This window comes from Agrobacterium sp. 5Ca39, from assembly GCF_055382365.1.
Window position 1 is genome coordinate 806,391 of record NZ_AP026436.1, and the last position, 26,749, is coordinate 833,139.

The 26,749-nt window shown below is 59.6% G+C and carries 28 protein-coding genes, 1 tRNA gene and 1 pseudogene; 23 read left to right on the plus strand and 7 right to left on the minus strand.

Features of this window, described 5'->3' with window-relative positions:
- Positions 1 to 30: 30 nt before the first annotated feature.
- The 5 genes from ACZ47E_RS03930 to hemB form a co-directional block, all read right to left on the minus strand.
- Positions 31 to 420: a type II toxin-antitoxin system death-on-curing family toxin gene (locus ACZ47E_RS03930; RefSeq protein WP_004441159.1), complete on the minus strand. Its 390-nt coding sequence runs from the start codon at positions 418 to 420 to the stop codon at positions 31 to 33.
- The gene (locus ACZ47E_RS03935) at positions 417 to 638 is read right to left on the minus strand and encodes an AbrB/MazE/SpoVT family DNA-binding domain-containing protein (RefSeq protein WP_004441162.1); all 222 of its coding nucleotides are present in this window, start codon (positions 636 to 638) and stop codon (positions 417 to 419) included. The genes ACZ47E_RS03930 and ACZ47E_RS03935 overlap by 4 nt, the downstream gene beginning before the upstream one ends.
- A gap of 99 nt (positions 639 to 737) precedes the next feature.
- Positions 738 to 1,496 carry an arginyltransferase gene (locus ACZ47E_RS03940; RefSeq protein ID WP_004441164.1) on the minus strand — a complete coding sequence of 253 codons (759 nt, stop codon included), beginning with the start codon at positions 1,494 to 1,496 and terminating at the stop codon, positions 738 to 740.
- A gap of 176 nt (positions 1,497 to 1,672) precedes the next feature.
- Positions 1,673 to 2,131, minus strand: coding sequence for an RDD family protein (locus ACZ47E_RS03945; protein ID WP_022555979.1), 459 nt, complete (start codon positions 2,129 to 2,131; stop codon positions 1,673 to 1,675).
- Between the two features lie 95 nt (positions 2,132 to 2,226).
- Positions 2,227 to 3,240, minus strand: coding sequence for a porphobilinogen synthase (hemB, locus tag ACZ47E_RS03950; protein WP_022555980.1), 1,014 nt, complete (start codon positions 3,238 to 3,240; stop codon positions 2,227 to 2,229).
- Between the two features lie 174 nt (positions 3,241 to 3,414).
- Between hemB and ACZ47E_RS03955 the strand changes: the two genes are divergently transcribed.
- From ACZ47E_RS03955 to ACZ47E_RS03970, 4 genes are all read left to right on the plus strand, one after another.
- The gene (locus ACZ47E_RS03955; protein ID WP_464016896.1) at positions 3,415 to 4,458 is read left to right on the plus strand and encodes a serine hydrolase domain-containing protein; all 1,044 of its coding nucleotides are present in this window, start codon (positions 3,415 to 3,417) and stop codon (positions 4,456 to 4,458) included.
- Between the two features lie 134 nt (positions 4,459 to 4,592).
- Positions 4,593 to 5,030, plus strand: coding sequence for a DUF6163 family protein (locus ACZ47E_RS03960; RefSeq protein WP_006700200.1), 438 nt, complete (start codon positions 4,593 to 4,595; stop codon positions 5,028 to 5,030).
- Positions 5,031 to 5,264: 234 nt separating this feature from the next.
- Complete coding sequence (ldtR, locus tag ACZ47E_RS03965) at positions 5,265 to 5,774, plus strand: transcriptional regulator LdtR (RefSeq protein WP_026363448.1); 510 nt, start codon at positions 5,265 to 5,267, stop codon at positions 5,772 to 5,774.
- A 374-nt stretch (positions 5,775 to 6,148) separates the two neighbouring features.
- The gene (locus ACZ47E_RS03970; RefSeq protein ID WP_006700203.1) at positions 6,149 to 7,480 is read left to right on the plus strand and encodes a L,D-transpeptidase family protein; all 1,332 of its coding nucleotides are present in this window, start codon (positions 6,149 to 6,151) and stop codon (positions 7,478 to 7,480) included.
- A 183-nt stretch (positions 7,481 to 7,663) separates the two neighbouring features.
- Here ACZ47E_RS03970 and ACZ47E_RS03975 read toward each other — a convergent pair whose 3' ends face one another.
- Positions 7,664 to 7,843: a hypothetical protein gene (locus ACZ47E_RS03975; protein ID WP_464016994.1), complete on the minus strand. Its 180-nt coding sequence runs from the start codon at positions 7,841 to 7,843 to the stop codon at positions 7,664 to 7,666.
- Between ACZ47E_RS03975 and glyA the strand changes: the two genes are divergently transcribed.
- The 9 genes from glyA (at position 7,833) to ACZ47E_RS04020 (ending at position 17,126) form a co-directional block, all read left to right on the plus strand.
- Positions 7,833 to 9,122, plus strand: coding sequence for a serine hydroxymethyltransferase (gene glyA, locus ACZ47E_RS03980; RefSeq protein WP_004441171.1), 1,290 nt, complete (start codon positions 7,833 to 7,835; stop codon positions 9,120 to 9,122). The two genes, ACZ47E_RS03975 and glyA, sit on opposite strands and share 11 nt — an antisense overlap.
- A gap of 12 nt (positions 9,123 to 9,134) precedes the next feature.
- Positions 9,135 to 9,614, plus strand: coding sequence for a transcriptional regulator NrdR (nrdR, locus tag ACZ47E_RS03985; RefSeq protein WP_003512508.1), 480 nt, complete (start codon positions 9,135 to 9,137; stop codon positions 9,612 to 9,614).
- A 2-nt stretch (positions 9,615 to 9,616) separates the two neighbouring features.
- Entirely contained in the window at positions 9,617 to 10,861 is a 1,245-nt protein-coding gene (gene ribD / locus ACZ47E_RS03990) for a bifunctional diaminohydroxyphosphoribosylaminopyrimidine deaminase/5-amino-6-(5-phosphoribosylamino)uracil reductase RibD (RefSeq protein ID WP_278067357.1), read from the plus strand.
- Entirely contained in the window at positions 10,861 to 11,472 is a 612-nt protein-coding gene (locus ACZ47E_RS03995; RefSeq protein ID WP_278067358.1) for a riboflavin synthase, read from the plus strand. The genes ribD and ACZ47E_RS03995 overlap by 1 nt, the downstream gene beginning before the upstream one ends.
- A 297-nt stretch (positions 11,473 to 11,769) precedes the next feature.
- Entirely contained in the window at positions 11,770 to 12,402 is a 633-nt protein-coding gene (locus ACZ47E_RS04000) for a LysE family translocator (RefSeq protein WP_278067359.1), read from the plus strand.
- 176 nt (positions 12,403 to 12,578) lie between these two features.
- Positions 12,579 to 13,025: a 6,7-dimethyl-8-ribityllumazine synthase gene (ribH, locus tag ACZ47E_RS04005; protein WP_004441178.1), complete on the plus strand. Its 447-nt coding sequence runs from the start codon at positions 12,579 to 12,581 to the stop codon at positions 13,023 to 13,025.
- Positions 13,026 to 13,029: 4 nt separating this feature from the next.
- Complete coding sequence (nusB, locus tag ACZ47E_RS04010) at positions 13,030 to 13,527, plus strand: transcription antitermination factor NusB (RefSeq protein ID WP_004441180.1); 498 nt, start codon at positions 13,030 to 13,032, stop codon at positions 13,525 to 13,527.
- Positions 13,528 to 13,549: 22 nt separating this feature from the next.
- Positions 13,550 to 14,779, plus strand: coding sequence for an MFS transporter (locus ACZ47E_RS04015; RefSeq protein ID WP_022555986.1), 1,230 nt, complete (start codon positions 13,550 to 13,552; stop codon positions 14,777 to 14,779).
- Positions 14,780 to 14,987: 208 nt separating this feature from the next.
- Positions 14,988 to 17,126 carry a sodium-translocating pyrophosphatase gene (locus ACZ47E_RS04020; RefSeq protein WP_112555048.1) on the plus strand — a complete coding sequence of 713 codons (2,139 nt, stop codon included), beginning with the start codon at positions 14,988 to 14,990 and terminating at the stop codon, positions 17,124 to 17,126.
- A 75-nt stretch (positions 17,127 to 17,201) separates the two neighbouring features.
- Here ACZ47E_RS04020 and ACZ47E_RS04025 read toward each other — a convergent pair whose 3' ends face one another.
- On the minus strand, positions 17,202 to 17,732 hold the full coding sequence (locus tag ACZ47E_RS04025; RefSeq protein WP_004441184.1) for an outer membrane protein assembly factor BamE: 531 nt from the start codon (positions 17,730 to 17,732) through the stop codon (positions 17,202 to 17,204).
- Positions 17,733 to 18,003: 271 nt separating this feature from the next.
- Here ACZ47E_RS04025 and ACZ47E_RS04030 point away from each other — a divergent pair, with 271 nt between their 5' ends.
- The 10 genes and pseudogenes from ACZ47E_RS04030 to ACZ47E_RS04075 all read left to right on the plus strand — a co-directional run.
- Entirely contained in the window at positions 18,004 to 18,543 is a 540-nt protein-coding gene (locus ACZ47E_RS04030; protein WP_107327110.1) for a ubiquinol-cytochrome C chaperone family protein, read from the plus strand.
- A gap of 7 nt (positions 18,544 to 18,550) precedes the next feature.
- Positions 18,551 to 19,114: a YceD family protein gene (locus ACZ47E_RS04035; protein WP_035207724.1), complete on the plus strand. Its 564-nt coding sequence runs from the start codon at positions 18,551 to 18,553 to the stop codon at positions 19,112 to 19,114.
- A gap of 101 nt (positions 19,115 to 19,215) precedes the next feature.
- Complete coding sequence (gene plsX, locus ACZ47E_RS04040) at positions 19,216 to 20,277, plus strand: phosphate acyltransferase PlsX (RefSeq protein ID WP_004441191.1); 1,062 nt, start codon at positions 19,216 to 19,218, stop codon at positions 20,275 to 20,277.
- 4 nt (positions 20,278 to 20,281) lie between these two features.
- Positions 20,282 to 21,253, plus strand: coding sequence for a beta-ketoacyl-ACP synthase III (locus tag ACZ47E_RS04045; protein WP_006697941.1), 972 nt, complete (start codon positions 20,282 to 20,284; stop codon positions 21,251 to 21,253).
- A gap of 243 nt (positions 21,254 to 21,496) precedes the next feature.
- Complete coding sequence (locus ACZ47E_RS04050; protein ID WP_006697942.1) at positions 21,497 to 21,835, plus strand: integration host factor subunit alpha; 339 nt, start codon at positions 21,497 to 21,499, stop codon at positions 21,833 to 21,835.
- Between the two features lie 276 nt (positions 21,836 to 22,111).
- Complete coding sequence (locus ACZ47E_RS04055) at positions 22,112 to 22,645, plus strand: MerR family transcriptional regulator (RefSeq protein ID WP_004441196.1); 534 nt, start codon at positions 22,112 to 22,114, stop codon at positions 22,643 to 22,645.
- An 84-nt stretch (positions 22,646 to 22,729) separates the two neighbouring features.
- Positions 22,730 to 23,458, plus strand: a complete 729-nt coding sequence (locus ACZ47E_RS04060; RefSeq protein WP_004441197.1) for a thermonuclease family protein — start codon at positions 22,730 to 22,732, stop codon at positions 23,456 to 23,458.
- Positions 23,459 to 23,594: 136 nt separating this feature from the next.
- Positions 23,595 to 23,680, plus strand: a tRNA-Leu gene (locus ACZ47E_RS04065).
- A gap of 239 nt (positions 23,681 to 23,919) precedes the next feature.
- Positions 23,920 to 26,424 carry a heavy metal translocating P-type ATPase gene (locus ACZ47E_RS04070; RefSeq protein ID WP_278067360.1) on the plus strand — a complete coding sequence of 835 codons (2,505 nt, stop codon included), beginning with the start codon at positions 23,920 to 23,922 and terminating at the stop codon, positions 26,422 to 26,424.
- 11 nt (positions 26,425 to 26,435) lie between these two features.
- Positions 26,436 to 26,735, plus strand: a pseudogene (locus tag ACZ47E_RS04075) (2Fe-2S iron-sulfur cluster-binding protein); the annotation flags it as partial.
- Positions 26,736 to 26,749: the final 14 nt, after the last annotated feature.

Here is a 26,749-nt window from a genome sequence, read left to right on the forward strand (position 1 = left end):
GCGCATCGGAAAGATGTGCGGCGTTTCTGTCTATTCGAGTGGGATGACGTGGTCCTTGAGGAACAGATATGCGCCGTCCTCATCGATCTCACCTGCCGCGACATCAAGAACAAAAGCCACGATCTCCGCTTGTTCGGCAACGACTTCAAGTCGGTTGATAAAAAGGAAGGTGTAGGCGGCAAGAAAAGCGGTCCGTTTGTTACCGTCGGAAAAGGGATGGTTGCGCGCTATACCGTAAAGATAAGCGGCGGCGAGTTTCAGCGGTTCCTCTTCTCCATAGGCAGCTTTGTGCAATGGACGCGCCAAAGCTGCCTCGAGTGCGTTTTCATCCTTAAGGCCCGGCAAGCCACCATGTTCGGCTAATTGCTCTTGATGTATAACTTCGATGGCGACACGGGAGAGCCACTTTATATTGCTCACTTAGCGAGTTCTCTCAGAGCTTTATGGTATTTTTTCATACCACGCCGGGCGGCTTCAAGCTGTTCTCTCATTTCCGCATGCTCGGGAATGAGTTCGATATTGCCGGCAGTTTCTCTGAGTTCCAGCGCGTCGCCGGCCTTGAGACCCATGCGATCCAGAACTTCCTTCGGAATGAGGATGCCTTCGGAATTGCCGATTTTGCGGATCGTAATGTTCATGGTAGTAACTCCTGTTATAACAGTGGTTATAACATGGCTGAAATTCGTACACAATGTACGATTTCCGGAGGTTCTCGGTATGACACTTCCAAACGCGGGTTACTTATCTTCCGGCGTATAAACCTCCCACCCGCGCGGCGTCAGATGCTCCTGCGGATGATAGCGGGTCTTGTAACCCATCTTTTCAGAGCCATCGACCCAATAGCCGAGATAGACGTGTGGCAGGCCGAGCGCACGGGTGCGGGTGATATGATCGATGATCATGTAGGTGCCAAGCGAGCGCTTCTCGAGTTCCGGGTTGAAGAAGGAATAGACCATCGACAAGCCGTCGCTCATCACGTCGCTGAGCGCCACGGCGAGAAGCTCGCCGCGTTTGCTGGAATCGATGCCGGAGCCGGGCTCGCGGACGCGGTATTCGATGATGCGGGTGTTCACATGTGTGTCTTCCACCATGATCGCATAATCCAGCGCCGACATGTCGGACATGCCGCCAGACTGGTGGCGGTGGTCGAGGTAGCGGCGAAACAGGGCAAACTGTTCGGTGGAAGGCTCGGCCGCATGCACCGTGGCGACGACATCCTTGTTGGCGGCAAGAACGCGTCGCATCGATTTTGTCGGTTGAAACTGCTCGGTCAGGATCCGCACGGAAACACAGGCGCGGCAGTTTTCGCAGGCCGGACGATAAGCGATGTTCTGCGAGCGCCTGAAACCGCCCTGGGTCAGAAGGTCGTTCATTTCCGAGGCGCGCGGGCCAACCAGATGGGTGAAGACCTTCCGCTCCATCTGGTTCGGCAGATAGGGGCAGGTGGCCGGCGCCGTAAGATAGAATTGTGGAGAGGGCGTCGCCTGCGTGTTCATCGAACCGTGATCGCCTCCTGCGTCTGTTATAAAGCGCGCCGCGATTTCACGGGGCTGACGGCGGCGCTTCAAGCGACATGCATAATGTCACAGAATGGCAAAATGACGGAAAACGTCAACTGCGGGATGAGGTATTTGGCGGGGTGAAAGCCACGTTTCCGTGGCTTTCCGTAATATTAGCGCGTTCTGACGATGACGGTGCCGAGCAGGAAGTCGTGAACGAGGCGCGAGCGCTCCGTAAACAGGCCGGCAAGCAGGATCAGCGGCGTCAAAACCGAGTTGATGATCCAGAAAAGCACGATGTGAACGGTGGACAGCAGGAAATCGATTCGCCGCCCGTCCATGCGCGCCATCGCAATACCCATCGCCCGCATACCGGGGGTGGCCTGCGACGGGCCTCCGAGCGTCATGCCGAAATAGAGTACCGCCACAATGACGAACAGCGCCGGGTAGAGGAAGAAGCCGAGACCCAGCGTGATCACGCCAAGAAAGAAGACAATCACGGCGGCCGGGATGCACAGGAGGAGAACGATTGCGTAATCGATCAGGAACGCGAAGACCCGCCGGCTCAGGACGCCGCTATAGGCGCGCCAGTCATCCGGTGCGGCATAGGTGGGGTTCTGGTCGAGGCTCATCGGTCGTTTTCTCCTGAAAGAACTGACAGCTCGGCATGAGTGCCGTGTCAGCAACAATATGGGTAAGGAACCACCGAATACAATAAGCGCTGGCCTTAGCCCCTGTTGAGTTTGCGTGCGGCTTCGATGGCGAAATAAGTCAGAATGCCGTCGCAACCTGCACGCTTGAAACAGAGAAGCGTTTCCATCATCACCCGCTCGCCGTCGATCCAGCCGTTCATCGCCGCAGCCTTGATCTGGGTATATTCGCCGGAGACCTGATAGGCAAAGGTTGGCAGGCCGAAATTCTCCTTCAGCCGCCAGCAGATGTCGAGATAGGGCAGGCCGGGCTTGACCATCAGCATGTCCGCGCCTTCTTCCACATCGAGCGCCGCGTCGCGGATGGCCTCCATGCCGTTGGCAGGGCTGATGTAATAGCTTGCCTTGTCGCCCTTCAGCAGGCCGGCTGTGGAAATCGCCTCGCGATAGGGGCCGTAATAGCCGGATGAGAACTTTGTCGCATAGGCCATGATCCCGACATTCTGGTGCCCGGCCGCATCAAGGCCGCGGCGGATGGCGCCGATACGGCCGTCCATCATCTCAGAAGGAGAAATAATGTCCGACCCGGCTTCCGCCTGCAGGATCGCCGCCTTGACGACCTGTTCCACGGTCTCATCGTTGACGATCTCGTTGCCGCGCAGAATGCCGTCATGCCCGTGGCTGGTGAATGGGTCGAGCGCCACGTCGGTGATCATGCCAATATTGGGAACGGCTTTCTTGACGGCGGCAGTCGCCTGATTGATGAGGTTATTGGCCTCAAGCGCGTTCGAGCCGGTCTCGTCCCGCAATTCCATCTCGACATTCGGGAAGGTGGCGATTGCCGGAATGCCGAGATCGGCGGCTTCCTTCGCCGCTTCGACCAGTCTGTCGATGCTCATACGGTTGACGCCAGGCATCGCCGGAATGGGCTCCAGAATATTGCTGCCCGGCACGATGAAGACCGGCCAGATCAGGTCGTCCACAGTGAGGCGGCTTTCCTGCACCAGACGGCGCGTCCAATCCGCCTTGCGATTGCGCCGCATGCGGCGATGGCCGGTGATCTCGTCGACCAGATGCGTTTTGTCCTGCATGTAAGAATATCCTTCGTATCCCGCCCATTATGGAAAGCTCCATAACACGGAGGGCGCACGATGCGAATGCGACAATTTTCCTGCAATGGTATTGGGGAATAATGCGGCGTTATCAGGAGTTGACACGGTGGATTGTGCAATCCTGCGCGAAAACAGGCCAGTTGGGGGTGATAGATGCAAACGCCGAAGCTTGAGCGGGTCGCGGCCGGATATGTCTTTCCGCCCGGTGCCGCTGGACTTGCCATGACTGTCGAGCAACCGTCCACCGGTTTTTCCTGGCGGAACGGCGAAACGCAACGGCCCTATTTCATCGCCAGCATCACCAAGTTGTTCACGACAGCTTTGATCGTCCAGCTGAGCGAGGAGCATAAGCTCGCGCTGGATACCCGCGCCTCGGACCTGCTCGGATGCGACACGATGGCTGGCCTCAATATTTACGATGGACGTGATTTCGGATCGCAGGTCACAATCGGTGAACTCCTGGCCCACACCTCCGGCATTCCGGACTATTTCGAGCAGAAGCGGCCGGACGGGGAGACGGTCCTTGCCGATCTGCTCAAGGAAGACAGGGGCTGGAGCTTCGAGGAACTCCTGTCCATTTCCCGCTCCATGAAGGGCCGCTTTGCACCTTCCACGCCGGGAAAGGCGTTCTACAGCGACACCAACTATATGTTGCTCGGTCGCATCGTCGAAACTCTGGCCGGTTGCTCTTATGAAAATGCGCTCCGTAGCCGCATCCTTCAGCCGTTGGCGCTGGAAGACACATGGCTCTTTACGCCGTCGAGGCTTGATCGCTATAGCGATGTCACGGCGGTTATGTATCGAAACACGCCTCTGCATAGCCCCAAAGCTCTCGCTTCGTTTGCCGCCGAAGGCGCCATCGTCTCGACCATGCGGGACCAGATCCGGTTTCTGCGCGCTTTCGTCGGGGGTGAGCTGTTTTCCAAAGCCAGCTTGGAACGCATGACGGCACAATGGCGCTCGATCTTCTCGCCATTGGTGCCTCTTTCTTATGGTGTCGGTGTCATGCGGTTTAGCATTCCGCGCTGGCAGTCGCCTTTCTTTCCCGTTCCCGCCATGATCGGCCATTCCGGCGTCTTCGGGGCCATGCTGTTTTATGTGCCGGACCGCGATCTCTATATCGCCAGGACTGTCAACCAAATGGTGCCGCGCAGTCTTTCCTATCGTCTGCTGGTGCGCATTGCGCTGGCCTTCTAAGGAAAGAAGGCACCGCTCCTCGAAAGTCCTGCGGTTCCACAACTGTCGCGAACGGGCGATGCTGCTTTGACAAGACGAGGTGCCGGATTCAATATGGGCTGGTCGCCCGCCCGTCGAGACCGTATCTTCCGGCCATGGAACCTGATTCTCAACCTCTGCCAAAGCGTCCGCTGACGGAAATCCTCTTCCTAGTCTTCATGAGACTGGTCGCGGTCTCCTGTTTCTGGTTCGGACTGCAATATTGGGCGATGCTGACGGGATATTCGCTGGGAGGGCACGGAAGGTTCGATATGCTGAACCTACCCTGGCGGGTGGCGGGCAGCGCGCTTGCCGTCATTTTCCCGGTCGCGGCCCTCGGCCTTTGGCTCGGCGCCTCCTGGGGCGCTGTCATGTGGGTGATGGGCGCGGGCACGCAGATCGCGATGTACAAGGTGTGGCCCCACATCTTCGGCGCCAACACGCTGGTGCCCGTCATGCACGGTCTCGTGGCAACCATTTATATACTATTCTTGGTCGCTTTCTGGCTGGATCAGCGGCAGAATGAAGAACGGGCAAGAATTGATTTACCATAAGAATAAAGCAATTCGGCCTGATTTGCGGCCGAATTTCATATTTAACCCATTGATTTATAACGATCGCCTGTCAGGCATTCCCGCTTCGCCACAAGTTGGGGCCTCCAGGCAAAATGCAGGTAACCATTTGTTAATCGTAGCTTTTAAGTAGAATTTTATGCGCATTGATTAGGTTCTCACTCAAGGCGGGAGACAAACAAACACACCGCCAAACAAAACAGTGAGGCAGTCATGATCAATAGCAAAGTTAAGCCACAGGCCGTTGTTGCCGATGCACATGAAGATACCATCCGCTCGCTCTACATGGAGTCGCTGCATCTGGTGGAACGTCTCCACCGCCGTCTCCTCGATGTCATCAAGGATGAGTTCGACCGTCAGGGTCGCGATGACGTCAACGCCGTTCAGGCCCTGCTGCTGTTCAACATCGGCAATTCCGAACTGACCGCCGGCGAGCTTCGTTCGCGTGGTTATTATCTCGGCTCGAACGTTTCCTACAACGTCAAGAAGCTGGTCGACCTTGGCCTCATCAACCACCAGCGCTCTCGCGTCGACCGCCGCTCGGTTCGCATCAGCCTGACCGAAAAGGGTCAGGAAATCGCCGAAACGGTTGCCCGCCTTTATGAACGCCACGTCGGCTCGATCGAAAAGGTCGGCGGCATCGGCACCGGCGAGTTCTCCGAAATGAACAAGCTGCTGCAGCGCCTCGATCGCTTCTGGAACGACTCGATCGCTTACCGCCTGTAATACCGCGACGGTTTCACTGTTTAGGCCGGGGACATTCTTGCTCCCGGCCTGCGGATTCGGCGGCTACATCTCTGCCGTTTTTTCATGTCAAGCCCAACCTGCAAAGCTCGTAGGAACCCTGTTTTGTGGGGCATACACAGCTTCGTGAGAAATGGCCCGTGACACGAATTGGCCATATTGATATGGGACCCGCAAAGCTTGAGGAGCCGGCTGTTTCTCCTGCTGTCGCGGCAAGTCCCGACCGTTCTGCCAGACAATAGCGCCCAGGCGATGGGTGTCGAGTATTCCAGGCCGGCAGGCACGTTGTACGTGTTTGTTAATCATATTGATTTAGGCATTATAGAGAATGCCGAATAGAGTGGCTGGTAGGTAGAATGACAAAGACATCCGTTTCCAATTCCGTATCGCGCCGCACGCTTCTGCGCTCGGCCGTTTCCGCTGGTGTCGCCGCGCTCGCTGCGCCGGCCTTGGCGCAGGACGCGTTTAACGATCTCATGGGTTCCTCGCGCCGCGGCAACTGGGATGACCAGTTCGACGCCAATACGTCGCGTTCGGCTGTGGGCGTCGTTTCCAACAATCCGGTCCTCGGCCGCGAAGCCCCCGTCTATATGCAGCAGGCGATCATGCAATATCAGCAGATCGTGCAGAATGGCGGCTGGCCGGAAGTTCCGGCGTCGCAGCAGCGTCTGCAGATCGGCGTCTCCGATCCCTCCGTTCAGGCACTGCGCCAGCGACTGATGGTATCGGGCGACCTGCCGCGTGAAGCCGGCATTTCCAGCGCCTTCGACTCCTATGTCGATGGCGCGTTGAAGCGTTTCCAGGCCCGTCATGGCCTTCCGGCTGATGGCGTCAGCGGCGAATACACCACCAAGGCTCTCAATGTGTCCGCGCAGATCCGTCTCGCGCAGCTGCAGACCAACCTCGTGCGCATCCAGTCCATGTCCGGCGATCTGGGTCAGCGTCACCTGATGGTGAATATTCCGGCCGCCGCCATTGAAGCCGTTGAAAACGAACGCGTCGTGCTGCGCAACACTGCCGTTGTCGGCCGCGCCAGCCGTCCGACGCACGTTATCAATTCGAAGATTTACGAGGTCATCCTCAACCCCTATTGGACCGCACCGCGCTCGATCGTCGAAAAGGACATCGTGCCGCTGATGCAGAAGGACCCGACCTATCTGGAGCGGAACAATATCCGCCTTATCGACGGCAAGGGACAGGAAGTCTCGCCGACCACGGTCGACTGGTTCGCGCCGAAAGCGCCGAACCTGATGTTCCGCCAGGACCCCGGCAAGATCAACGCCATGTCCTCGACGAAGATTAACTTCCACAATCCGAACAACGAATACATGCACGACACGCCGCAGCAGGGCCTGTTCAACAAGCTGATGCGCTTCGAGTCCTCCGGTTGCGTCCGCGTGCAGAACGTGCGCGACCTGACGTCGTGGCTGCTGCGCGATACGCCCGGCTGGTCGCGCCAGGAAATGGAACGTGTCATTGCCTCGCGCGTCAACACGCCGATCAAGCTCGCACAGGAAGTGCCCGTCTACTTCGTCTACATCACCGCATGGTCGGCGAAGGACGGCGTGGTTCAGTTCCGCGACGATATCTACGGCAAGGACGGCAATGCCGAACTGGCGCTGAACACGACGGCGGGCATGGAACAGCCGGCCGGTGCCGTGGACGACGATCTGCTGCCGCGCAACTGATCGGGCTTTTGCCATAAGCTTTGAATTGTGAGCGAGGGGAGAGGTGATCGCCGGAAACCGGCCAGTCCCTCCGCCGTCATCCTCGGGCTTGTCCCGAGGACCTAATCACCTATCGTAAAATAGAGCATTGCAGATCCTCGGGGCCAGCCCGAGGATGACGCAAGTGCGCGGCTTGGCCGCGCATCATCGCAGCGCCGCCTTTAATTTTCCGTCGCGCTCTGCTTTTCCTGAAAACAACTGCCACTTTTCGTCGCGACGTCGCAGTTTGACGGGCAAATCTCGCTCTCCGTATTGCTCTTGTTCGGGCAGGGCGCTAAGACGCCATCGCATTACTGTTTCAGGAGCCTTCACCATGTCGAACACAGATGCTTTCTTCTCCAGTCCGCTTGCCGATGTCGATCCGGAAATTTTCGGCGCGATCGAGAAGGAACTGGGCCGCCAGCGCCACGAGATCGAACTGATTGCCTCGGAAAACATCGTTTCCCGTGCCGTGCTCGAAGCACAGGGTTCGATCATGACGAACAAATATGCGGAAGGTTATCCGGGCAAGCGTTATTACGGCGGCTGCCAGTTCGTCGACATTGCTGAAGAACTCGCCATCGAACGCGCCAAGAAGCTGTTCGGCGTCAACTTCGCCAACGTTCAGCCGAATTCCGGCTCGCAGATGAACCAGGCCGTGTTCCTCGCGCTGCTGCAGCCGGGCGACACCTTCATGGGTCTCGATCTGAATTCGGGAGGTCACCTGACGCATGGTTCCCCGGTCAACATGTCCGGCAAGTGGTTCAATGTCGTGTCCTACGGCGTGCGCGAAGGCGATAACCTGCTCGATATGGACGAAGTGGAGCGCAAGGCCAAGGAACATAAGCCGAAGCTCATTCTTGCCGGCGGCACCGCCTATTCGCGCGTCTGGGACTGGAAGCGCTTCCGCGAAATCGCTGACGAAGTCGGCGCTTACCTCATGGTCGACATGGCCCACATCGCCGGTCTCGTGGCTGGTGACCAGCACCCGTCGCCGTTCCCGCACTGCCACGTCGCGACCACGACGACGCACAAGTCCCTGCGCGGCCCGCGTGGCGGCATGATCCTCACCAACGACGAGGATCTGGCGAAGAAGTTCAACTCCGCCGTCTTCCCCGGCCTGCAGGGCGGCCCGCTGATGCACGTCATCGCCGCCAAGGCTGTTGCCTTCGGTGAAGCGCTGAAGCCCGAGTTCAAGGACTATGCCGCACAGGTCGTGAAGAACGCCAAGGCGCTGGCCGAAACCCTGGTTGAAGGCGGTCTTGATGTCGTTTCCGGCGGCACCGACAACCACCTGATGCTGGTCGACCTTCGCAAGAAGAACGCCACCGGCAAGCGTGCGGAGGCAGCCCTTGGTCGCGCCTACATCACCTGCAACAAGAACGGCATTCCCTTCGACCCGGAGAAGCCCTTCGTTACCTCTGGTGTCCGTCTCGGCACGCCGGCCGGCACGACGCGCGGTTTCAAGGAAGCGGAATTCCGCGAAATCGGCAAGCTGATCGTTGAGGTTCTCGATGGTCTTAAGGTCGCCAATTCGGATGAAGGCAATGCCTCCGTCGAGGCTGCTGTGCGTGAAAAGGTCGTCGGCCTGACGGACCGTTTCCCGATGTATCCGTACATGTAAGGAAAGAAGACGATGCGCTGCCCATTCTGCGGTTCCGAAGACACACAGGTCAAGGACTCGCGTCCGGCGGAGGACAACACCTCCATCCGCCGGCGGCGCATCTGCCCGGATTGCGGCGGCCGCTTTACGACCTATGAGCGCGTGCAACTGCGCGAGCTGATGGTCATCAAGAAAAGCGGCCGCAAGCTTCCTTTCGACCGCGAAAAGCTGGTGCGCTCGTTCGAGATCGCGCTGCGCAAGCGACCGGTCGATCGTGACCGGATCGAACGCGCCGTGTCGGGTATCGCCCGTCGCCTCGAAAGCTCCGGCGAGACGGAAATCCCCTCGGAAGAAATCGGCCTTCAGGTTTTGGAAGCACTGAAAAGCCTCGATGACGTCGCCTTCGTTCGTTATGCTTCGGTCTATCGCGATTTCAGCCATGCCGAGGATTTCGAGAACGTGATTGCCGAAATCAACGCCAAGATCGCGCGCGATACCGACGCTGGAGCATAGACGTGATGAGCCGTGCCGATGACGAAAGGTTCATGGCGCGGGCCATCGAGGTTTCGCTTCGCCACCAGGGCCAGACGCTGACCAACCCCTCGGTCGGCTGTGTTCTCGTCAAGGACGGACAAATCATCGCCGAGGCCGTGACCGCCATCGGCGGACGCCCCCATGCCGAACGCCAGGCGCTGGAACTGGCCGGCGAGGCGGCACGCGGCGCGACCGCCTACGTGACGCTCGAACCCTGTTCACACTGGGGTAAAACCCCGCCCTGCGCGAACGCGCTGGTGGAATATGGCGTTGCACGTGTCGTGGTCGCGGTGGACGATCCGGATGAGCGCGTCTCCGGCCGTGGTTATCAGATATTGCGCGATGCTGGTATCGTGGTGGAAACCGGTCTGCTGCGTGCCGAAGCCCAACGGGCGCTCGCGGGTTACCTCACAAGACAGGTGAAAAAACGCCCGCATGTGATTCTGAAGCTTGCGGTTTCTGCTGACGGAATGATCGGCAGGCACGGTGAGGGGCAGATTGCCATTACCGGCCCTGAGTCACGCCATGCAGTGCACCAACTTCGGGCGCGCTGCGACTGCATTCTCGTTGGTATCAGGACCGCTATCGCGGATGATCCTGAGCTGACTGTGCGCATTGCGGGTCTGGAAAGCCGCTCGCCTGTGCGGATCGTGCTGGATCGGCAGTTTGAGTTGCCGTTGAACTCGAAACTGGTGCGGAGTGCGCGGGAAGTTCCGGTGGTGGTTGCCGCTTTACCCCCCTCTGCCCTGCCGGGCATCTCCACCTCAAGGGGGGAGATCGATGGAGCGCTGCTCCGCCCTGCATCGACGGCTGGAGAGGGTGCGTCTCGGGCACAATTTGAACGAGCGGACAGCCCCTTGCCAGTCTCCCCCCTTGTGGGGGAGATGCCCGGCAGGGCAGAGGGGGGTAGCCTCGACCTCCGCCGCCAACTCCTGACCGACGCCGGCGTCGAAATCCTCGAAGCCCCCACGCTCGAAAACCTCCTCCACATCCTTGCCGATAGCGGCATGTCGGAACTTCTGGTTGAAGGCGGCGCCTTTGCCGCAAAATCATTCCTTGAAGCTGGATTGGTGGATCGTATCATGCTGTTTGAAAGCCCCGTCGTGATTGGCAAGGGCGGCATTGAAACGCCGCTCAGCCGTGCCGACATCGAGGGCGACTATGCTCTGATCAGTGAAACCACCTACGGGCCGGATCGCTGCTTCAATTATGAAAGGCCGATTTGATGTTTACCGGAATTGTCACCGACGTCGGAACCGTGTCCGAACTGGAGGCCTTGGCCGAGGGTGTGCGCCTGCGCGTGGCGACCAATTACGATCCCAAGACCATCGATATGGGCGCGTCGATTTCCCATGGCGGCGTGTGTCTGACAGTGACGAAGCTGCCTGATGATGGCAGCAATGAGCGCTGGTACGAGGTCGAAGCATGGGAAGAGGCCTTGCGCCTGACGACGATCGCCAGCTGGCAGAAGGGCGCCCACGTCAATCTGGAGCGGGCGCTCAAGATCGGCGATGAGCTTGGCGGTCATATCGTCTCCGGCCATGTGGACGGCAAGGCGGAAATCCTGTCGGTTGAGCCGGAAGGCGAGGCGGTGCGTATCCGCCTGCGCGCGCCGGAACATCTGGCGAAATTCGTTGCCCCCAAGGGCTCCGTGGCGCTCGACGGCACATCGCTCACCGTGAACGCCGTTGATGGCACCGATTTCGACGTGCTGTTGATCCGCCACACGCTTTCCGTCACCACCTGGGGTGAGCGCCAGCCGGGCGATTTCGTCAATTTCGAGGTCGACACCATGGCGCGTTACGCCGCGCGGCTTGCGGAATTCCCCTCGGCGTAATGTGACGATGCTTTGGAGAGGAGGACGCACCGACGCCTCCTCCGTCATTCCGGCCTCGAGCCGGAATCCAGTCAGCTCAAGTCTTTGGGCTGAAAGAACTTTTCCCGCCGCGCAGACGCGCGTCGACTGGATTCCGGCTCAAGGCCGGAATGACGGAAATGGGAGTGGCCAACACCTGAAATCGCGGCATATTGCGATTGTTCTCAAGCACCGCTTCCGATGAAGCTGGAAACGCTATAGGACTTTTTAGGCCGTTTGATATCGACCGCGAGCCAAACGGGGCAGGGGAAATACATCATGCCTTCCTTCGAACTGCTGACCGCCTTTTTCATAACCGCCGCCCTGTTCGCCTATATCCCCGGTCCGGCCATGCTTTACGCGGCGGCGCAGACCATGGCGCGCGGCCGGTTTGCCGGGTTGATGGCAGTGCTCGGCATCCATGTCGGCTGCTATGTCCACATCTTCGCCTCTGCGGCCGGTCTCTCGGTGTTGTTTCAGGCGGTTCCGTGGCTCTATCTCGCCGTGAAGCTCTGCGGCGCGCTTTATCTGGTCTGGCTCGGTTTTTCGATGCTGCGCAGCAAGATGGAAGGCGAGGCGGTCAATCTGACCATCGAGCCGAAATCGGCACGCCGCGCCTTCATCGACAGCATCATCGTTGATGTACTCAACCCGAAGACAGCGCTGTTCTTTCTGGCTTTCCTGCCGCAATTCGTCGATCCGGCCGCCGCCTTTCCCGTCTGGCTGCAGTTCCTGATCCTTGGCATCGCCGTCAATTTCATTTTCTCCTCCGCCGATCTCGTCGGCGTGCTTCTTGCGGGCGCGATGATCGGGCGCTTGAAGCGTTCCAGCGCGGTGCAGGTGTTTGCCCGCCGCGCTGCCGGAACGGTGCTGGTGGGGCTCGGCGTCCATCTCGCTTTCCAGAAAACCTGATTCACGGGGAGCCGCGCCGGGAGCGCAAAACCCGGCCAAATGCCCTGCAAACGCGGCCGCTTGCGCCGCCGACACATGAAATTACTTGCCAAAAACGGCCAGCCGTGGTTTGACCGCCGCAAATGCCGGTGTGATCCGGCGTCAAGCTTTTCGGGAAAATCCCCAGGAACCCTCACATGTCCAAACCCCATCTTCTTATCGTGGAAGCACGTTTTTACGATGATATGGCCGACGCTCTTCTCGAAGGCGCGAAGTTCGCGCTTGATGAAGCCGGCGCCACCTATGACGTCATCACCGTTCCCGGCGCGCTCGAAATCCCCGCCGCCATCGCCATGGCGCTGGATGGCGCCGACAATGACGGCACCGAATATGACGGTTTTGTCGCACTCGGCATGGTCATTCGTGGTGAGACCTATCACTTCGATATCGTCGCCAACGAATCTTCCCGCGCCCTGATGGATCTGGCCGTCAGCGAATCGCTGCCGATCGGCAACGGCATCCTCACCGTCGAGAACGACGAGCAGGCCTGGGCGCGCGTGCGCCGCTCCGACAAGGACAAGGGTGGTTTCGCTGCCCGTGCGGCGCTCACGATGATCGAGTTGAAGAAAAAACTGGGTGGCTGAACGCATGTCTAATGTGGAAAATGGCGGTGAACCGCGCCAGCCTTCGGTAAAGCCCGCCAATCAGCGCGGCGCAGCCCGCCTTGCGGCCGTGCAGGCGCTTTACCAGATGGATGTCGGCGGAACCGGCGTTATGGAAGTCGTCGCTGAATATGAAGCGCATCGTCTCGGCCAGGAAGTCGATGGCGATACCTATCTCAAGGCCGACCCGTCGTGGTTCCGTTCGATCGTCTCGGGCGTCGTGCGTGACCAGACGAAGATCGACCCGCTGGTGCGCTCCGCCCTTCTCGAAGACTGGCCGCTGTCGCGACTCGATGCCACCGTCCGCGCTATCCTGCGTGCAGGAACTTTCGAGATTCTCGAGCGCAAGGACGTGCCGGTCGCCGTCATTGTCACGGAATATGTTGAAATCGCCCGCGCTTTCTTCGAGCATGACGAGCCGAAGCTGGTGAATGCGGTACTTGACCGCATTGCCAAGCAGGTGCGCGGCGAGGCAAAACGCTGAACTAAAAGCAGATGAGGAAGAGATGAGCGCCGTTTCCGTCCCCGGACTTGAAGGTCAACTGGACGAGGCGAAGCGCAACGTCTTCCTCCTCACCATGGCGCAGGCGATCATGGGATCGGCCGCGCCCATGAGCTTTTCCGTCGGCGCGCTCGCAGGGTACCAACTGCTTGGCGCCGACAAGTCGCTGGCGACCGCACCGCTTACCGGGTTTAATATCGGTGTGGCGCTTGGCGCGATCTGCGTGGCGGCCGCATCCCGTTTCCTCGGCCGCAAGGCTGGCTTCATGGTCGGCGCACTGATGTGCTCGATCGGCGGCGGAGTTGCTGCGGTCGCGCTCTTCCGGTCGGATTTCTGGCTTTTTGCTGTCGGCCTGCTGCTGATCGGCATTTCCGGCGGCTTTACGCAGAAGATCCGATTTGCCGCAGCCGACGCATCGCCGTCCTTCTACAAACCCAAGGCTATCTCCTGGATACTTGCGGGCGGTATCATCTCCGCCATTGTCGGACCGCAGCTCGCCATCTTCGGCAAGGACCTGCTGGCGCCGGTCACCTTTGCCGGCGCTTTCATGGCGCTCGTGCCATTGGGGCTCGTTTCGATCGCCATTCTGGCGTTTTTGAAGTTGCCCGATCCCAAGGCCGCCACCCATGTCGAATCGGCAAGGCCGCTTTCTGAAATCGTCCGCACGCAGCGTTTCGTCACCGGCATGATCTGCGGCATCGGCTCTTATGCGCTGATGACCTTCATGATGACCGGCGCACCGCTTGCCATGGTGGTTGGCTGCGGTTTCCCGACCGAACTCGCCACGCTCGGCATCCAGTGGCACGTCCTTGCCATGTTCGGCCCGAGTTTCTTCACCGGGATGCTGATTTCCCGGTTCGGCGCGGAAAAGATTGTCGCTTCCGGCCTCATCGTGCTGATGGCCTGTGCCATCGTCGCCCACATGGGCATCGAATTGTGGAATTTCTGGACGGCGCTGATTCTGCTCGGGCTTGGCTGGAATTTCGGTTTCATCGGCGCGACCGCCATCATCACGTCAAGTTACCGCCCGCATGAAGCGGACAAGGTGCAGGGATTTCACGATATCGTGCTGTTCGGCACGGTTGCCCTGTCATCCTTCTCCTCCGGCAAGGTCTTCACGGCATGGGGCTGGTCGGTCATGAACCTCGTCATCTGGCCCGTTTCAGGGCTTTGCCTCCTGCTGGTGCTGTCGCTCATCTTCACGGCACGCAGAAAAGCGGCCTCAGTCGCATAGCCGGCGCTACGCCTTTCAAGTTTCAGGCAAATTTGTGGGCTTGACGCGAGACGTCGCGCCAACGCAATCTCCCGTCGAGGACATTTTTCCTTGGGAGGGGAACAAATGCCCAATAGGGGACTTCGGACAGGCCGTCCGCGTCCCGCTGCACATGGTTTCGCCACGCCGGGGTGGGAGTGAGGCCCGGCCTTTTGGGAGGTAAGTGCGCATGACCGTAATACCCATAGTCATTTTATGCGGTGTCCTGTCCGTGGTTTACGCGGTATGGGCAACCAAGAGCGTCCTCGATGCCGATCAGGGCAACGAGCGCATGCGTGAAATAGCAGGTTATATCCGTGAAGGTGCGCAAGCTTATCTCACCCGCCAATATCTCACCATCGCCATCGTCGGCCTGATCGTCGCCGTTCTGGCCTGGTATCTCCTGTCATCCATGGCCGCGATCGGTTTCATCATCGGCGCTGTCCTTTCAGGTGTTGCCGGGTTCGTCGGCATGCATGTGTCCGTCAGGGCCAATCTGCGTACGGCGCAGGCCGCGTCGCACAGCCTGTCCGCCGGACTCGACATCGCGTTCAAATCAGGCGCCATTACCGGCATGCTGGTGGCGGGCCTCGCGCTGCTCGGCGTATCCATCTATTATTTCATCCTCACCTCGGTGATGGGCCATGCGCCCGGCTCGCGGGAAGTGATCGATGCGCTGGTGTCGCTCGGATTCGGCGCTTCGCTGATCTCCATCTTCGCGCGTCTCGGCGGCGGCATCTTCACAAAGGGCGCCGATGTCGGCGGCGATCTCGTCGGCAAGGTCGAGGCGGGCATTCCTGAGGATGACCCGCGCAACCCCGCAACCATCGCCGACAATGTCGGCGACAACGTCGGTGACTGCGCCGGCATGGCGGCCGATCTTTTCGAGACCTATGCCGTTTCGGTGGTGGCCACCATGGTTCTCGCCGCGATCTTCTTTGCGGGAACGCCGATACTCGAAAGCGCAATGGTCTATCCGCTGGCGATCTGCGGCGCCTGCATCCTGACCTCGATTGCCGGCACCTTCTTCGTGAAGCTCGGCACCAACAATTCCATCATGGGCGCGCTCTACAAGGGCCTGATCGCCACCGGCATCTTCTCCGTCGCGGGTCTTGCCGTCGCCACTTATGCGACGATCGGCTGGGGGACGGTGGGCACGGTGGCCGGCACGGAAATCACCGGCACCAATCTTTTCCTGTGCGGCCTTGTCGGTCTCGTCGTGACGGCGCTGATCGTTGTCATTACCGAATATTATACCGGCACCAACAAGCGCCCGGTCAATTCCATTGCCCAGGCCTCGGTGACGGGCCACGGCACCAACGTCATCCAGGGGCTTGCCGTTTCGCTCGAATCGACCGCGTTGCCGGCCATCGTCATCGTCGGCGGCATCATCGGCACCTACCAGCTCGGTGGCCTGTTCGGCACCGGTATTGCCGTTACCGCCATGCTTGGTCTCGCCGGCATGATCGTCGCGCTCGATGCCTTCGGGCCGGTCACGGACAATGCCGGCGGCATTGCTGAAATGGCTGGTCTTGATCCAGACGTTCGCAAGGCGACAGACGCGCTGGATGCCGTCGGCAATACCACGAAAGCCGTGACCAAGGGTTATGCCATCGGCTCAGCCGGTCTCGGCGCGCTGGTTCTGTTTGCCGCCTATGCCAACGACCTTTCCTATTTCGCGGCCAACGGCGACACCTATCCCTACTTCAAGGATATAGGCGAGATTTCCTTCAGCCTTGCCAACCCTTACGTGGTTGCCGGCCTGTTGTTCGGCGGCCTCATTCCTTATCTCTTCGGCGGCATTGCCATGACGGCGGTGGGCAAGGCGGCAGGCGCCATCGTTGAGGAAGTCCGCCGCCAGTTCCGCGAAAAACCCGGCATCATGGCCGGCACGGAAAAGCCTGACTACGGCAAGGCCGTGGACCTGCTCACCAGGGCGGCGATCAGGGAAATGGTCATCCCGTCGCTTCTGCCGGTTCTGGCGCCTCTCGTCGTCTATTTCGGTGTGCTGCTGATTTCCGGTTCCAAGGCCTCGGCCTTTGCCGCACTTGGCGCATCGCTGCTCGGTGTCATCATCAACGGCCTCTTCGTGGCGATTTCCATGACGTCTGGTGGTGGTGCGTGGGATAACGCCAAGAAGAGCTTCGAAGACGGTTTCGTCGACAAGGACGGCGTGCGCCACGTCAAGGGTTCGGAGGCGCACAAGGCGTCGGTGACGGGTGATACCGTTGGCGATCCCTATAAGGATACCGCGGGTCCGGCGGTCAACCCGGCCATCAAGATTACCAATATCGTGGCGCTGCTGCTGCTGGCGGTTCTCGCCCACTGAAGGCTACCGTTTCGACAAATTGAAAAGGCCCGGGGAGCGATCCCCGGGCCTTTGAATTTTCCGTTCCTGCTGAGGTCAGGGCGTATTGCCGCCCTGGCCGAGAATGCTCTTGGCGATATTGGCGCCCGAGGTGCCGCCGGAAAGCAGCTGCTGCAGGAAGGTGAGGTCCTTGCCGCCTGTCGGCGTGGTGCGCGAAATCGTGTCGAAGACCTTGCCGTCCTGCAGCGTGTAGTTGGCCTTGCGCTCGATGACGCCGTCCTTGTTGAAATAAATGGCGAGAATGTTCTGTTCGACCAGCGACGGCTTCATGAAGGCGGCGCGGCGCACACGCTTCTGCGAGATGTAATAGAACACTTCATTGCCAAAGGTCGCGGTCGTGGAGGGCGTGCCCATGGTCAGCAGAACCTGCTCACGGCTCGAGCCTTCCGGGATCAGCTGGAGCGACTGCTCGTCCATGACATAGCCGTTATGGAATACATCTGTCGTGCTGGTGCAGGCGGAAAGCAGGCTGGATGCGAGCACGATTGCGATGGCGGTCTTGCTCAGAATTTTGCCGTGACTTGCGGATTTCTGCTTGCTCAACTGCTTTTCCCCGACTGCGATCATGAATGGCACCTTCCGGCATTGCGTGGTGCACAGTGTCTGTGCACATGATTGTGTCAATCCGGGGACGGAAAATCCCGATCACCCCCCAAATTCAATGCTTTCCCGGCCTTTTGGAACTCCTCCGGTTCTCTTCGACTGTTTCAGCGCAAAGACGAACGTGACCGCGACAGCATTGCAATTCGTGGATGCTTCGGTAAACCAGCTTTGACGATCATGCAACAAGTGCGATGGGCGGTAAGCGCATTCACCCGTCCCGTTCGGAAAAAAAACGATGATATTCGGGCTGTTCAAGAAGAAAAACAACAATCGCGCCATAGTTGACAGGCAATATGCGACCTTGACGGCAGCAGCCCGCACACCCGAATTTTATCTCGATCTCGGGGTCCCCGACACTGTAATGGGCCGTTTCGAGATGCTGTCGGTCATGATGATTCTCTATTTCCGCCGCACCAAATCCTCCGGTGTCAGCGGGCAGGAGATTGCCCAGGAGATTGTCGACGCCTTCTTTCAGGACCTTGATCACTCCATCCGTGAGCTTGGCATTGGCGATCAGGGCGTGCCAAAACGCATGAAGAAATTCGCCGGCATGTTTTATGGCCGTCTCGAATCCTACGCGGCGGCGCTGGATACGTCCGACCTTGCGGCCCTTGCCGCAGCGCTCCGGCGCAATATATATCCGCAGGCAGACGAGAACGCGCCGGCGCTGGATGGGCTGGCGGGCTGGATGATGGAGGCTTCTTCCGTCCTTGCCGCCTGTTCCGAAGAAACAATCGCAACCGGAAGCCTGACGCTGCCCTTGCCTGGACGATGAGGTTCACATGAACGCGCGACACGCCGCAAATGACGACCTGCCTTTCTCCTATCCCGTGAAGGTAGGCCATATTTCCGCCAATCCCGTCAGGATTGGTCTCGAAGCCGATGCCGAAGAACTCAAGGCGCTGGCGAAATTCTGGGACGTGGTTTCCGTCGAATATCTGAAGGCAGAGCTGCAGGTATCCCGCTGGAAGAAGGATGGCGTGAAGGTAAAAGGCGAGGTGCATGCGGCCGTGACCCAGTCCTGCGTCGTGACGCTGGAGCCGGTGTCGAGCAAGATCGACGAGACTGTCGAGCAGATTTTCGTGCCGGAAGGTTCGAAACTGGCGCGGATGGTCACGAACGAAGACGGCGAGATCGTGCTCGATCCCGATGGTCCCGACATTCCCGATCAGTTCACTGGCGACAGCATCGATGTCGGCGCTGTCGTTGCCGAATTTGCCGCCCTTGCCATCGATCCCTATCCGCGCAAACCGGATGCGGCGTTCCCCGAAACGGCCGAAAAAGAACCTGAAGAAGAGAAGCGGCCATCGCCCTTTGCCGTGCTGAAAGATTGGAAAAAAGACTGAATGGCCCAGCCGGGCTGAAATAATTTTATTGTAACGAAGGCCGGAAAAGGTATTTTCGCGCAAAATCCGCTTGATTGGCGGCAAGTAAGGATAAGGGACGAGTGATCAGAATTGCAATTGACGTCATGGGCGGCGATTTCGGCCCAGATGTTGCCATCCCGGGTGCCGCCAAGGCGCTCGAACGGCACAACGATGTAACTTTTCTGCTCTACGGGCAGAAGAGCAAATGCGACCCCATTCTGGCACAATATCCCGCACTTCGGGAAAAGTCGGTCTTTCACGATTGTGAAGTCTCTGTCAGCATGGACGAGAAACCCAGCCAGGCGCTGCGCCGCGGCCGCTACGTCTCCAGCATGTGGCGCGCCATCGAGGCCGTGAAACTCGGCGAGGCTGACGTCGCCGTTTCCGCGGGCAATACCGGTGCGCTGATGGCCATGGCGAAATTCTGTCTGCGCACCATGGCGCGGGTGGAGCGCCCGGCAATCGCCGGTATCTGGCCGACACTGAAGGGCGAAAGCATCGTGCTCGACATAGGCGCGACGATCGGCGCCGACTCCCAGCAGCTTCTGGATTTCGCCCTGATGGGCGGCGCCATGGCGCGCGCGCTCTTCGATATCGACCGTCCGACGGTCGGCCTGCTCAATGTCGGCGTCGAGGAGGTGAAGGGTCAGGAAGAGGTTCGCGAGGCCGGACGGCTGATCCGCGAGGCAGATCTCGGCACCATCGATTATCGCGGTTTCGTTGAAGGTGACGATATCGGCAAGGGCACGGTTGATGTCGTGGTGACCGAAGGTTTCACCGGCAATATCGCGCTGAAGGCGGCCGAAGGCACCGCCCGCCAGATCAGCACGTTGCTGCGTGAGGCGATCTCCCGCAGCTTCTTCGCCAAGATCGGTTATGTTCTCGCAAAAAGCGCCTTCGACGTGCTGCGTGAAAAGATGGATCCGCGCAAGGTCAATGGCGGCGTGTTTCTCGGCCTGAACGGCATTGTCATCAAGAGCCATGGCGGTACGGATGCCATCGGTTTTGCTTCCGCCGTCGATGTCGGCTACGACATGGTTCATAACGGCCTGACGGCCAAGATAGAAAACGATCTCAAGATTTACCACGCAAGACGGCTTCCGCCCCCGGCGCCCGAAGCACTCGTGGCTGACGAGGAATAACGGAATGATCCGCTCTATAGTTCGTGGTTTCGGGGCAGCGCTGCCGAAGCGTGTGATGACCAACAGTGAAATCGAAGGCGTCGTGGAGACGTCCGACGAATGGATCGTGCAGCGAACCGGCATCAAGCAGCGCTACATCGCCGGCGAAGGTGAAACCACCGCGTCTCTCGGCGAAGCGGCGGCGCGTGCGGCTCTCGACAATGCCGGTCTGACGCCCGACGATATCGATCTCATCATCCTCGCCACCTCGACGCCGGATAACACCTTCCCCGCGACGGCAGTGAACATCCAGAACCGCCTCGGCATGACCCACGGCTTCGCCTTCGACATGCAGGCTGTCTGCTCGGGCTTTGTCTATGCCGTTTCGACCGCCGACCTCTATATTCGAGGCGGCATGGCCAAGCGCGTTCTTGTAATCGGCTCCGAGACCTTTTCGCGCATTCTTGACTGGAAGGACCGCACCACCTGCGTTCTCTTCGGCGATGGCGCCGGCGCGCTTGTTCTGGAAGCTGGGGAAGGCGAGGGTACCTCTGCCGATCGCGGTATCCTGACGGCGCAGCTGCGTTCCGACGGTTCGCACAAGGAAAAGCTCTATGTCGATGGCGGGCCCTCAACGACGGGCACGGTCGGTCATCTGCGCATGGAAGGCCGCGAAGTGTTCAAACACGCCGTCGGCATGATCACCGACGTGATTGAACAGGCATTCGAAGCCACGGGCACCACGGCAGACGATCTGGACTGGCTCGTTCCGCATCAGGCCAACAAGCGTATCATCGACGGATCGGCGAAAAAGCTCAACATCGACCCGGAAAAGGTCGTCATTACCGTCGATCAGCATGGCAATACCTCCGCGGCCTCCATTCCGCTGGCGCTTGCCGTTGCCGCAGGCGATGGCCGCATCAAGAAGGGCGATCTTGTCATGCTGGAGGCCATGGGCGGCGGTTTCACCTGGGGTGCGGTGTTGCTGCGCTGGTAAAGGCGCGATTTCAGCGTTTGCCGGGGCGGTGAAGCGAAATCCGCTGTGATTTTCGCGCTCACGCCCCGATAAGGCGCGTCTTGACGGCTCGGCCTGTGTCAAAACCGTATCAGTTGCTCTAAGCCCTTGCAGCGATTGCCGAAAGCCGCAAATGAATCTGGAACAGTCCCTTGACCGGCCGCCACAAGGGAAATAATCTCGGCGTCTCCTAGAGAAGAATTCAGACACGGTTTGTGGGGAAAAATGGCCGGGAAGACAGTGACACGCGCAGATCTTGCAGAATCTGTGTTTCGTAAAGTCGGGCTGTCCCGCACCGAATCCGCTGAGCTGGTCGAAACGATTATCGACGAAATATGCAACGCGATCACCCGCGGTGAAGTCGTCAAGCTCTCCTCTTTCGCGACGTTTCAGATCAGGGAAAAGAACGAGCGCATTGGCCGCAACCCGAAGACGGGGGAGGAAGTTCCGATTTCCCCACGTCGCGTCATGACCTTCAAGGCTTCGAATGTATTGAAGCAGCGCATTCTGAAAGCGCATACCGCTCGTAAAGCCAAGCAGAAGGGCCAGAAGTCCGGTACGTAAGCCTGCGCGCGAAGCGGCGCCATGGCGCGGTTTTGCGCCTCCGTAAGCCCTTTTTCCCATTCTTCCTGTGAACATGCTTGAATTTCAACGCGCAAGCCGTTGAAATCCGGTCGACTCACATCATAATCAATTTTAGTGATTTGTATCCTGCCGCAACCGGTGTTGGCGCGAAGGTCGGACCTGACCTTGCGTGATATGCGGGCCGGCGGGGGAAAAGCGTTCTCGTTCAGTGTCCGGCCGGATGCATGGCGCTCCGGTTCGGATGGGAGTGGAAATTTGGATAAAAGCCCCGACGCGTTTCGGACGATCAGTGAAGTGGCGGATGAGCTGAACCTGCCGCAGCATGTGCTGCGTTTCTGGGAAACGCGCTTTCCGCAGATCAAGCCGATGAAACGGGGCGGGGGCCGCCGTTATTACCGCCCTGATGATATCGACCTGCTGAAAGGCATACGTCATCTTCTTTATGACCATGGCTACACTATCAAGGGCGTGCAGAAGCTGCTGAAAGCCAATGGCAACCGCTTCGTGGCTGCCATTGCCTCCGGTGATCTCGCGACCATGGAAGCCATCATGGCGGCGAGCGGCGAAAAGGAAGTCAACGAGCCGCGGGTTATCGATACCGATGGCGATGAGGTCGTCGGCCGTCCGAAGGCGAAGCCAAGCGGCCGGTTTTTCGGTTTTGGCGGTGGCGGCAGCGACGCTGAAATATCGGTGGGCAAGTCCGGCATTGGCAAGGATGACCAGGCGCTTTTGCAGGAGGCCCTGTTTGATCTGCTCGAATGCAAGCGCCTGCTGGATCAGGTTCGCTAAACCTTTTCCACAGCTGTTTCGGGACGCCAACCTTTCAGAAACCCCTTTGGCCGATAATGCGGCTCCGTAAAAAGGAGTCCGACCGTGAGCAACCGAAAATCGACAGCGCGACGCCGCACGGCGAAGAAATCGAGTGGCGGTAGCGTTTGGCCCTGGGTGCTGATGCTGGGTGTGGTTGCCGGCGGCATTCAGGCCTACGAACATCGCGATAGTCTTTTGCCGCAGCGGGCTGTTGCTAAGGCGACGTCTTCGGCAGCCAACGCTCCTAAAGTCACGACGGCGGCCAAGCGCGAGGCGGTTACCTCCGAGAAAGTCGCGGCCATGCGCCCTGCTGCCCCCGTCCTGCCCGGCAACGCACCGGTTCCGCCACGCCCCATCGCCATGCCGCCTACGGCCTCTCAGAACAAGGTCGCAGCTATCCTGCCGGAAACCCGCCCGTCAGTCGAAAAGGTCTCGCTCGGCGAAAAAAGCGGCACTTTTGCCTTTTGCGGCCGCTCCGGCCTGAACAATTGTGTGGCCGATGGCAACACCTTCTGGATGAAGGGCGTCAAAATGCAGCTCGCCGGCATTGAGGTTCCGCAGATCGACCGGGCGCGCTGCATGGAAGAACGCCAGCGCGGTTTCATTGCGAAAGTCAGGCTTCGCGAAATGCTGAACGCCGGCGCCTTCGATGTCGCATCTACCGGTGCTGCGGGCGGGCAAGCTACGGAACGGACACGCCTTTCGCGTTCAGGCGTCTCCTTCGCCGATCAACTCGTGCGCGAAGGTCTGGCCCATCCGCTCTCGGGAAAAAATCAGTCCTGGTGTGGCTGAGGCCCCGTTGACCGAAACGGCCCGGACTGTGTAGATGAGGCGCGGTCGTGTTTAAGGTCGGCCTTTGCGCCGGCCACCTGAACGATGACAGCATTTTTGCAGCGACTTGACCCCAAACGGTTCATGGCGCCGCAATGCGGACGTGGCGAAATCGGTAGACGCAGCAGACTTAAAATCTGCCGACCATTGGTCTTGCGGGTTCAAGTCCCGCCGTCCGCACCATAACCCCGATTAAATTTTCTTTTTTGCTTCCCTGCGGTTTCCCGGCGTCTGGGAGGATTTTATGCCGAATTTTCCAGGTTTTCGGCATGGTTGGCGCTGAGATCCGCAGGATTGCCTTAAAAGTGTGCTTGATCACGCAGGCGGCATTTTTCCGTTGAAATCACCCGAAAGAACCTATTGACCTTGCCACGATGGGAAGCCCTATCTTTTTTTTAAATGAGAAAAGAGGGGTCCTACGCATGTCACAAATGGAGATCCGGGCGAGCCATCAGATTGCGATCGATGGCATGACATGCGCCTCCTGCGTCGGCCGCGTTGAAAAGGCGATCGCCAGGGTGCCCGGGGTTCTCAAGGCTTCGGTCAATCTTGCGACGGAACGCGCTGACATCTCTTTTTCCGGATCACCTGACGTGCTGGCCGTGATCGCGGCGGTGCGGAATGCCGGCTATGGCGTCGAAGAAAAAACCATAGAGCTTGATATTGAGGGTATGACATGCGCCTCCTGTGTGGGCCGTGTTGAAAAGGCCCTGAAGGCTGTTTCCGGTGTTTCGGAAGCGAGCGTCAACCTGGCGACCGAGCGCGCCACCATCCGCGTCGCCGGCAATGCCGCCTCTACCGCCACCTTGGGGGAGGCGATCAGACGGGCGGGTTACACGGCGAAGGAAATCGTCGCCGACAAGGCCGGCGAAGTGGAGCAGGACCGGCGCGCCGTGGAGTTGCGCAGCCTGAAAATCAACCTGGCCGTGGCCGCTGCTTTGACCCTGCCAGTCTTCGTTCTGGAAATGGGCTCGCATCTTGTCCCCGCGATCCACGACATCGTGATGGAAACGGTCGGCATGCGGGAAAGCTGGTATCTGCAATTCGTTCTGACGACGCTGGTACTCTTTGGACCGGGTCTGCGTTTCTTCAAAAAAGGCATACCCGCACTTCTGCGGCTCGCGCCGGATATGAATTCGCTTGTCGTGTTGGGCACCGCCGCCGCCTGGGGATTTTCGGTTGTGGCAACCTTCCTGCCCGAAATATTGCCGCGCGGCACGGCGAATGTCTATTACGAGGCCGCTGCTGTCATCGTCACGCTCATCCTCCTTGGCCGGTTCCTTGAAGCGCGCGCCAAAGGCCGCACCAGCGAGGCGATAAAACGATTGCTCGGGTTGCAGGCCAAGTCGGCGCGGGTGTTGCGCGACGGCGAAACCGTGGATGTGCCGTTGCAGGATGTGCACGCCGGTGATGTGATCATTGTCCGTCCTGGCGAGAAAGTGCCGGTCGATGGCGTGATCCTCAGTGGCTCGTCCTATGTCGATGAATCGATGATAACCGGCGAACCCGTGCCGGTTACGAAAACGGCGGGTTCCGAGGTCGTGGGCGGTACGGTGAATCGCAACGGCTCTTTCACCTTCCGCGCCACCAAGGTGGGCGCCGATACGCTGATCGCCCAGATCATCCGCATGGTCGAGGAAGCACAGGCCGACAAGCTGCCCATTCAGGCGCTGGTCGACAAGGTCACCAACTGGTTCGTGCCGGCGGTGATGCTGGCCGCAGCCGCCACTTTCCTCGTGTGGTTCTTCTTCGGGCCGGATCCGGCTCTGACCTTCGCGCTCGTCAATGCGGTTGCGGTTCTCATCATCGCCTGTCCCTGTGCCATGGGCCTTGCCACGCCTACCTCGATCATGGTCGGCACTGGCCGCGCCGCCGAGATGGGCGTGCTGTTCCGGCGCGGCGATGCGCTCCAGACGCTCCGTGATGCCGAGGTGATCGCCGTCGACAAGACCGGCACGTTGACGCTCGGCAGGCCGAAACTGGTGCATTTTACAACGACCGAGGGCTTCGGTGCCGATGAGGTGCTGCGCCTTGTCGCATCCCTCGAAACCCGATCCGAACACCCGATTGCGGAGGCGATCGTCGAAGCCGCGAAACATGGCGGCCTGGCGCTTGCCGATGCGGAAGGTTTCGAGGCAACGCCGGGTTTTGGCGTGGGGGCGGTGGTTGAAGGGCGCAGGGTTGAAGCGGGCGCGGACCGGTTCATGGCGAAGCTCGGTTACGATACCGCGATGTTTGCGCATGAAGCAGACCGGCTGGGCAGGGAAGGGCAGTCGCCGCTTTATGCTGCAGTCGACGGCAGGCTGGCCGCGATTATCGCAGTGGCCGATCCGGTGAAGCAGACGACCCCGGAGGCGATCGCGGCGCTGCATGCGCTCGGCCTCAAGGTCACGATGATCACGGGTGACAATCGCCGCACCGCAGAGGCCATCGCCCGTCGCCTCGGCATTGACGAGGTGGTGGCGGAAGTGCTGCCGGACGGCAAGGTGGAAGCCGTCAAAAGGCTTGCCGCCGGTGGGCGCCGGGTCGCCTTCGTAGGCGATGGCATCAACGATGCACCGGCGCTTGCGGCAGCCGATGTCGGCCTCGCCATCGGAACGGGCACGGATGTCGCGATTGAGAGCGCCGATGTGGTGCTGATGTCGGGCGATCTGCGCGGTGTGGCCAATGCCATCGCCCTGTCCAAGGCCACGATCCGCAATATCGGCCAGAACCTGTTCTGGGCCTTCGCTTACAACGCCGCGCTCGTTCCCGTGGCGGCCGGAATATTGTATCCTGTCAACGGCGTGTTGCTGTCACCCGTCCTTGCTGCCGGCGCAATGGCACTTTCCAGCGTCTTCGTCCTGACGAACGCGCTGCGCCTGAAAAATTTCCGTGCGCCGCTCACGGACAGACCCGCGGGCTTGCAGCTCGCAGCAGCGGAATAGGAGGGGACACAATGGCACTCCCCCGGACCATCCACTTGCCGCAGATTGATCGCAGCATCGCGGTGGCGGAGGGCGAGACTGTCCTTCAGGCCGCCCTGGCAGCAGGCATCGCTTACCCGCACGGCTGTCGCATGGGCCGCTGTGGGGCCTGCAAGTCGAGGCTGGTCTCCGGTGAGGTCGACCTTCTCAAGCACACGCCTTTTTCGCTGACTGAGGAAGAGAAAGCAGATGGCCTGACGCTTGCATGCCGAGCCATACCATTAAGCGACGTGGTGATCGGCTGGCTGAATGGCGCTGACGCGCTCTCCGACAGTGATGCAGATCT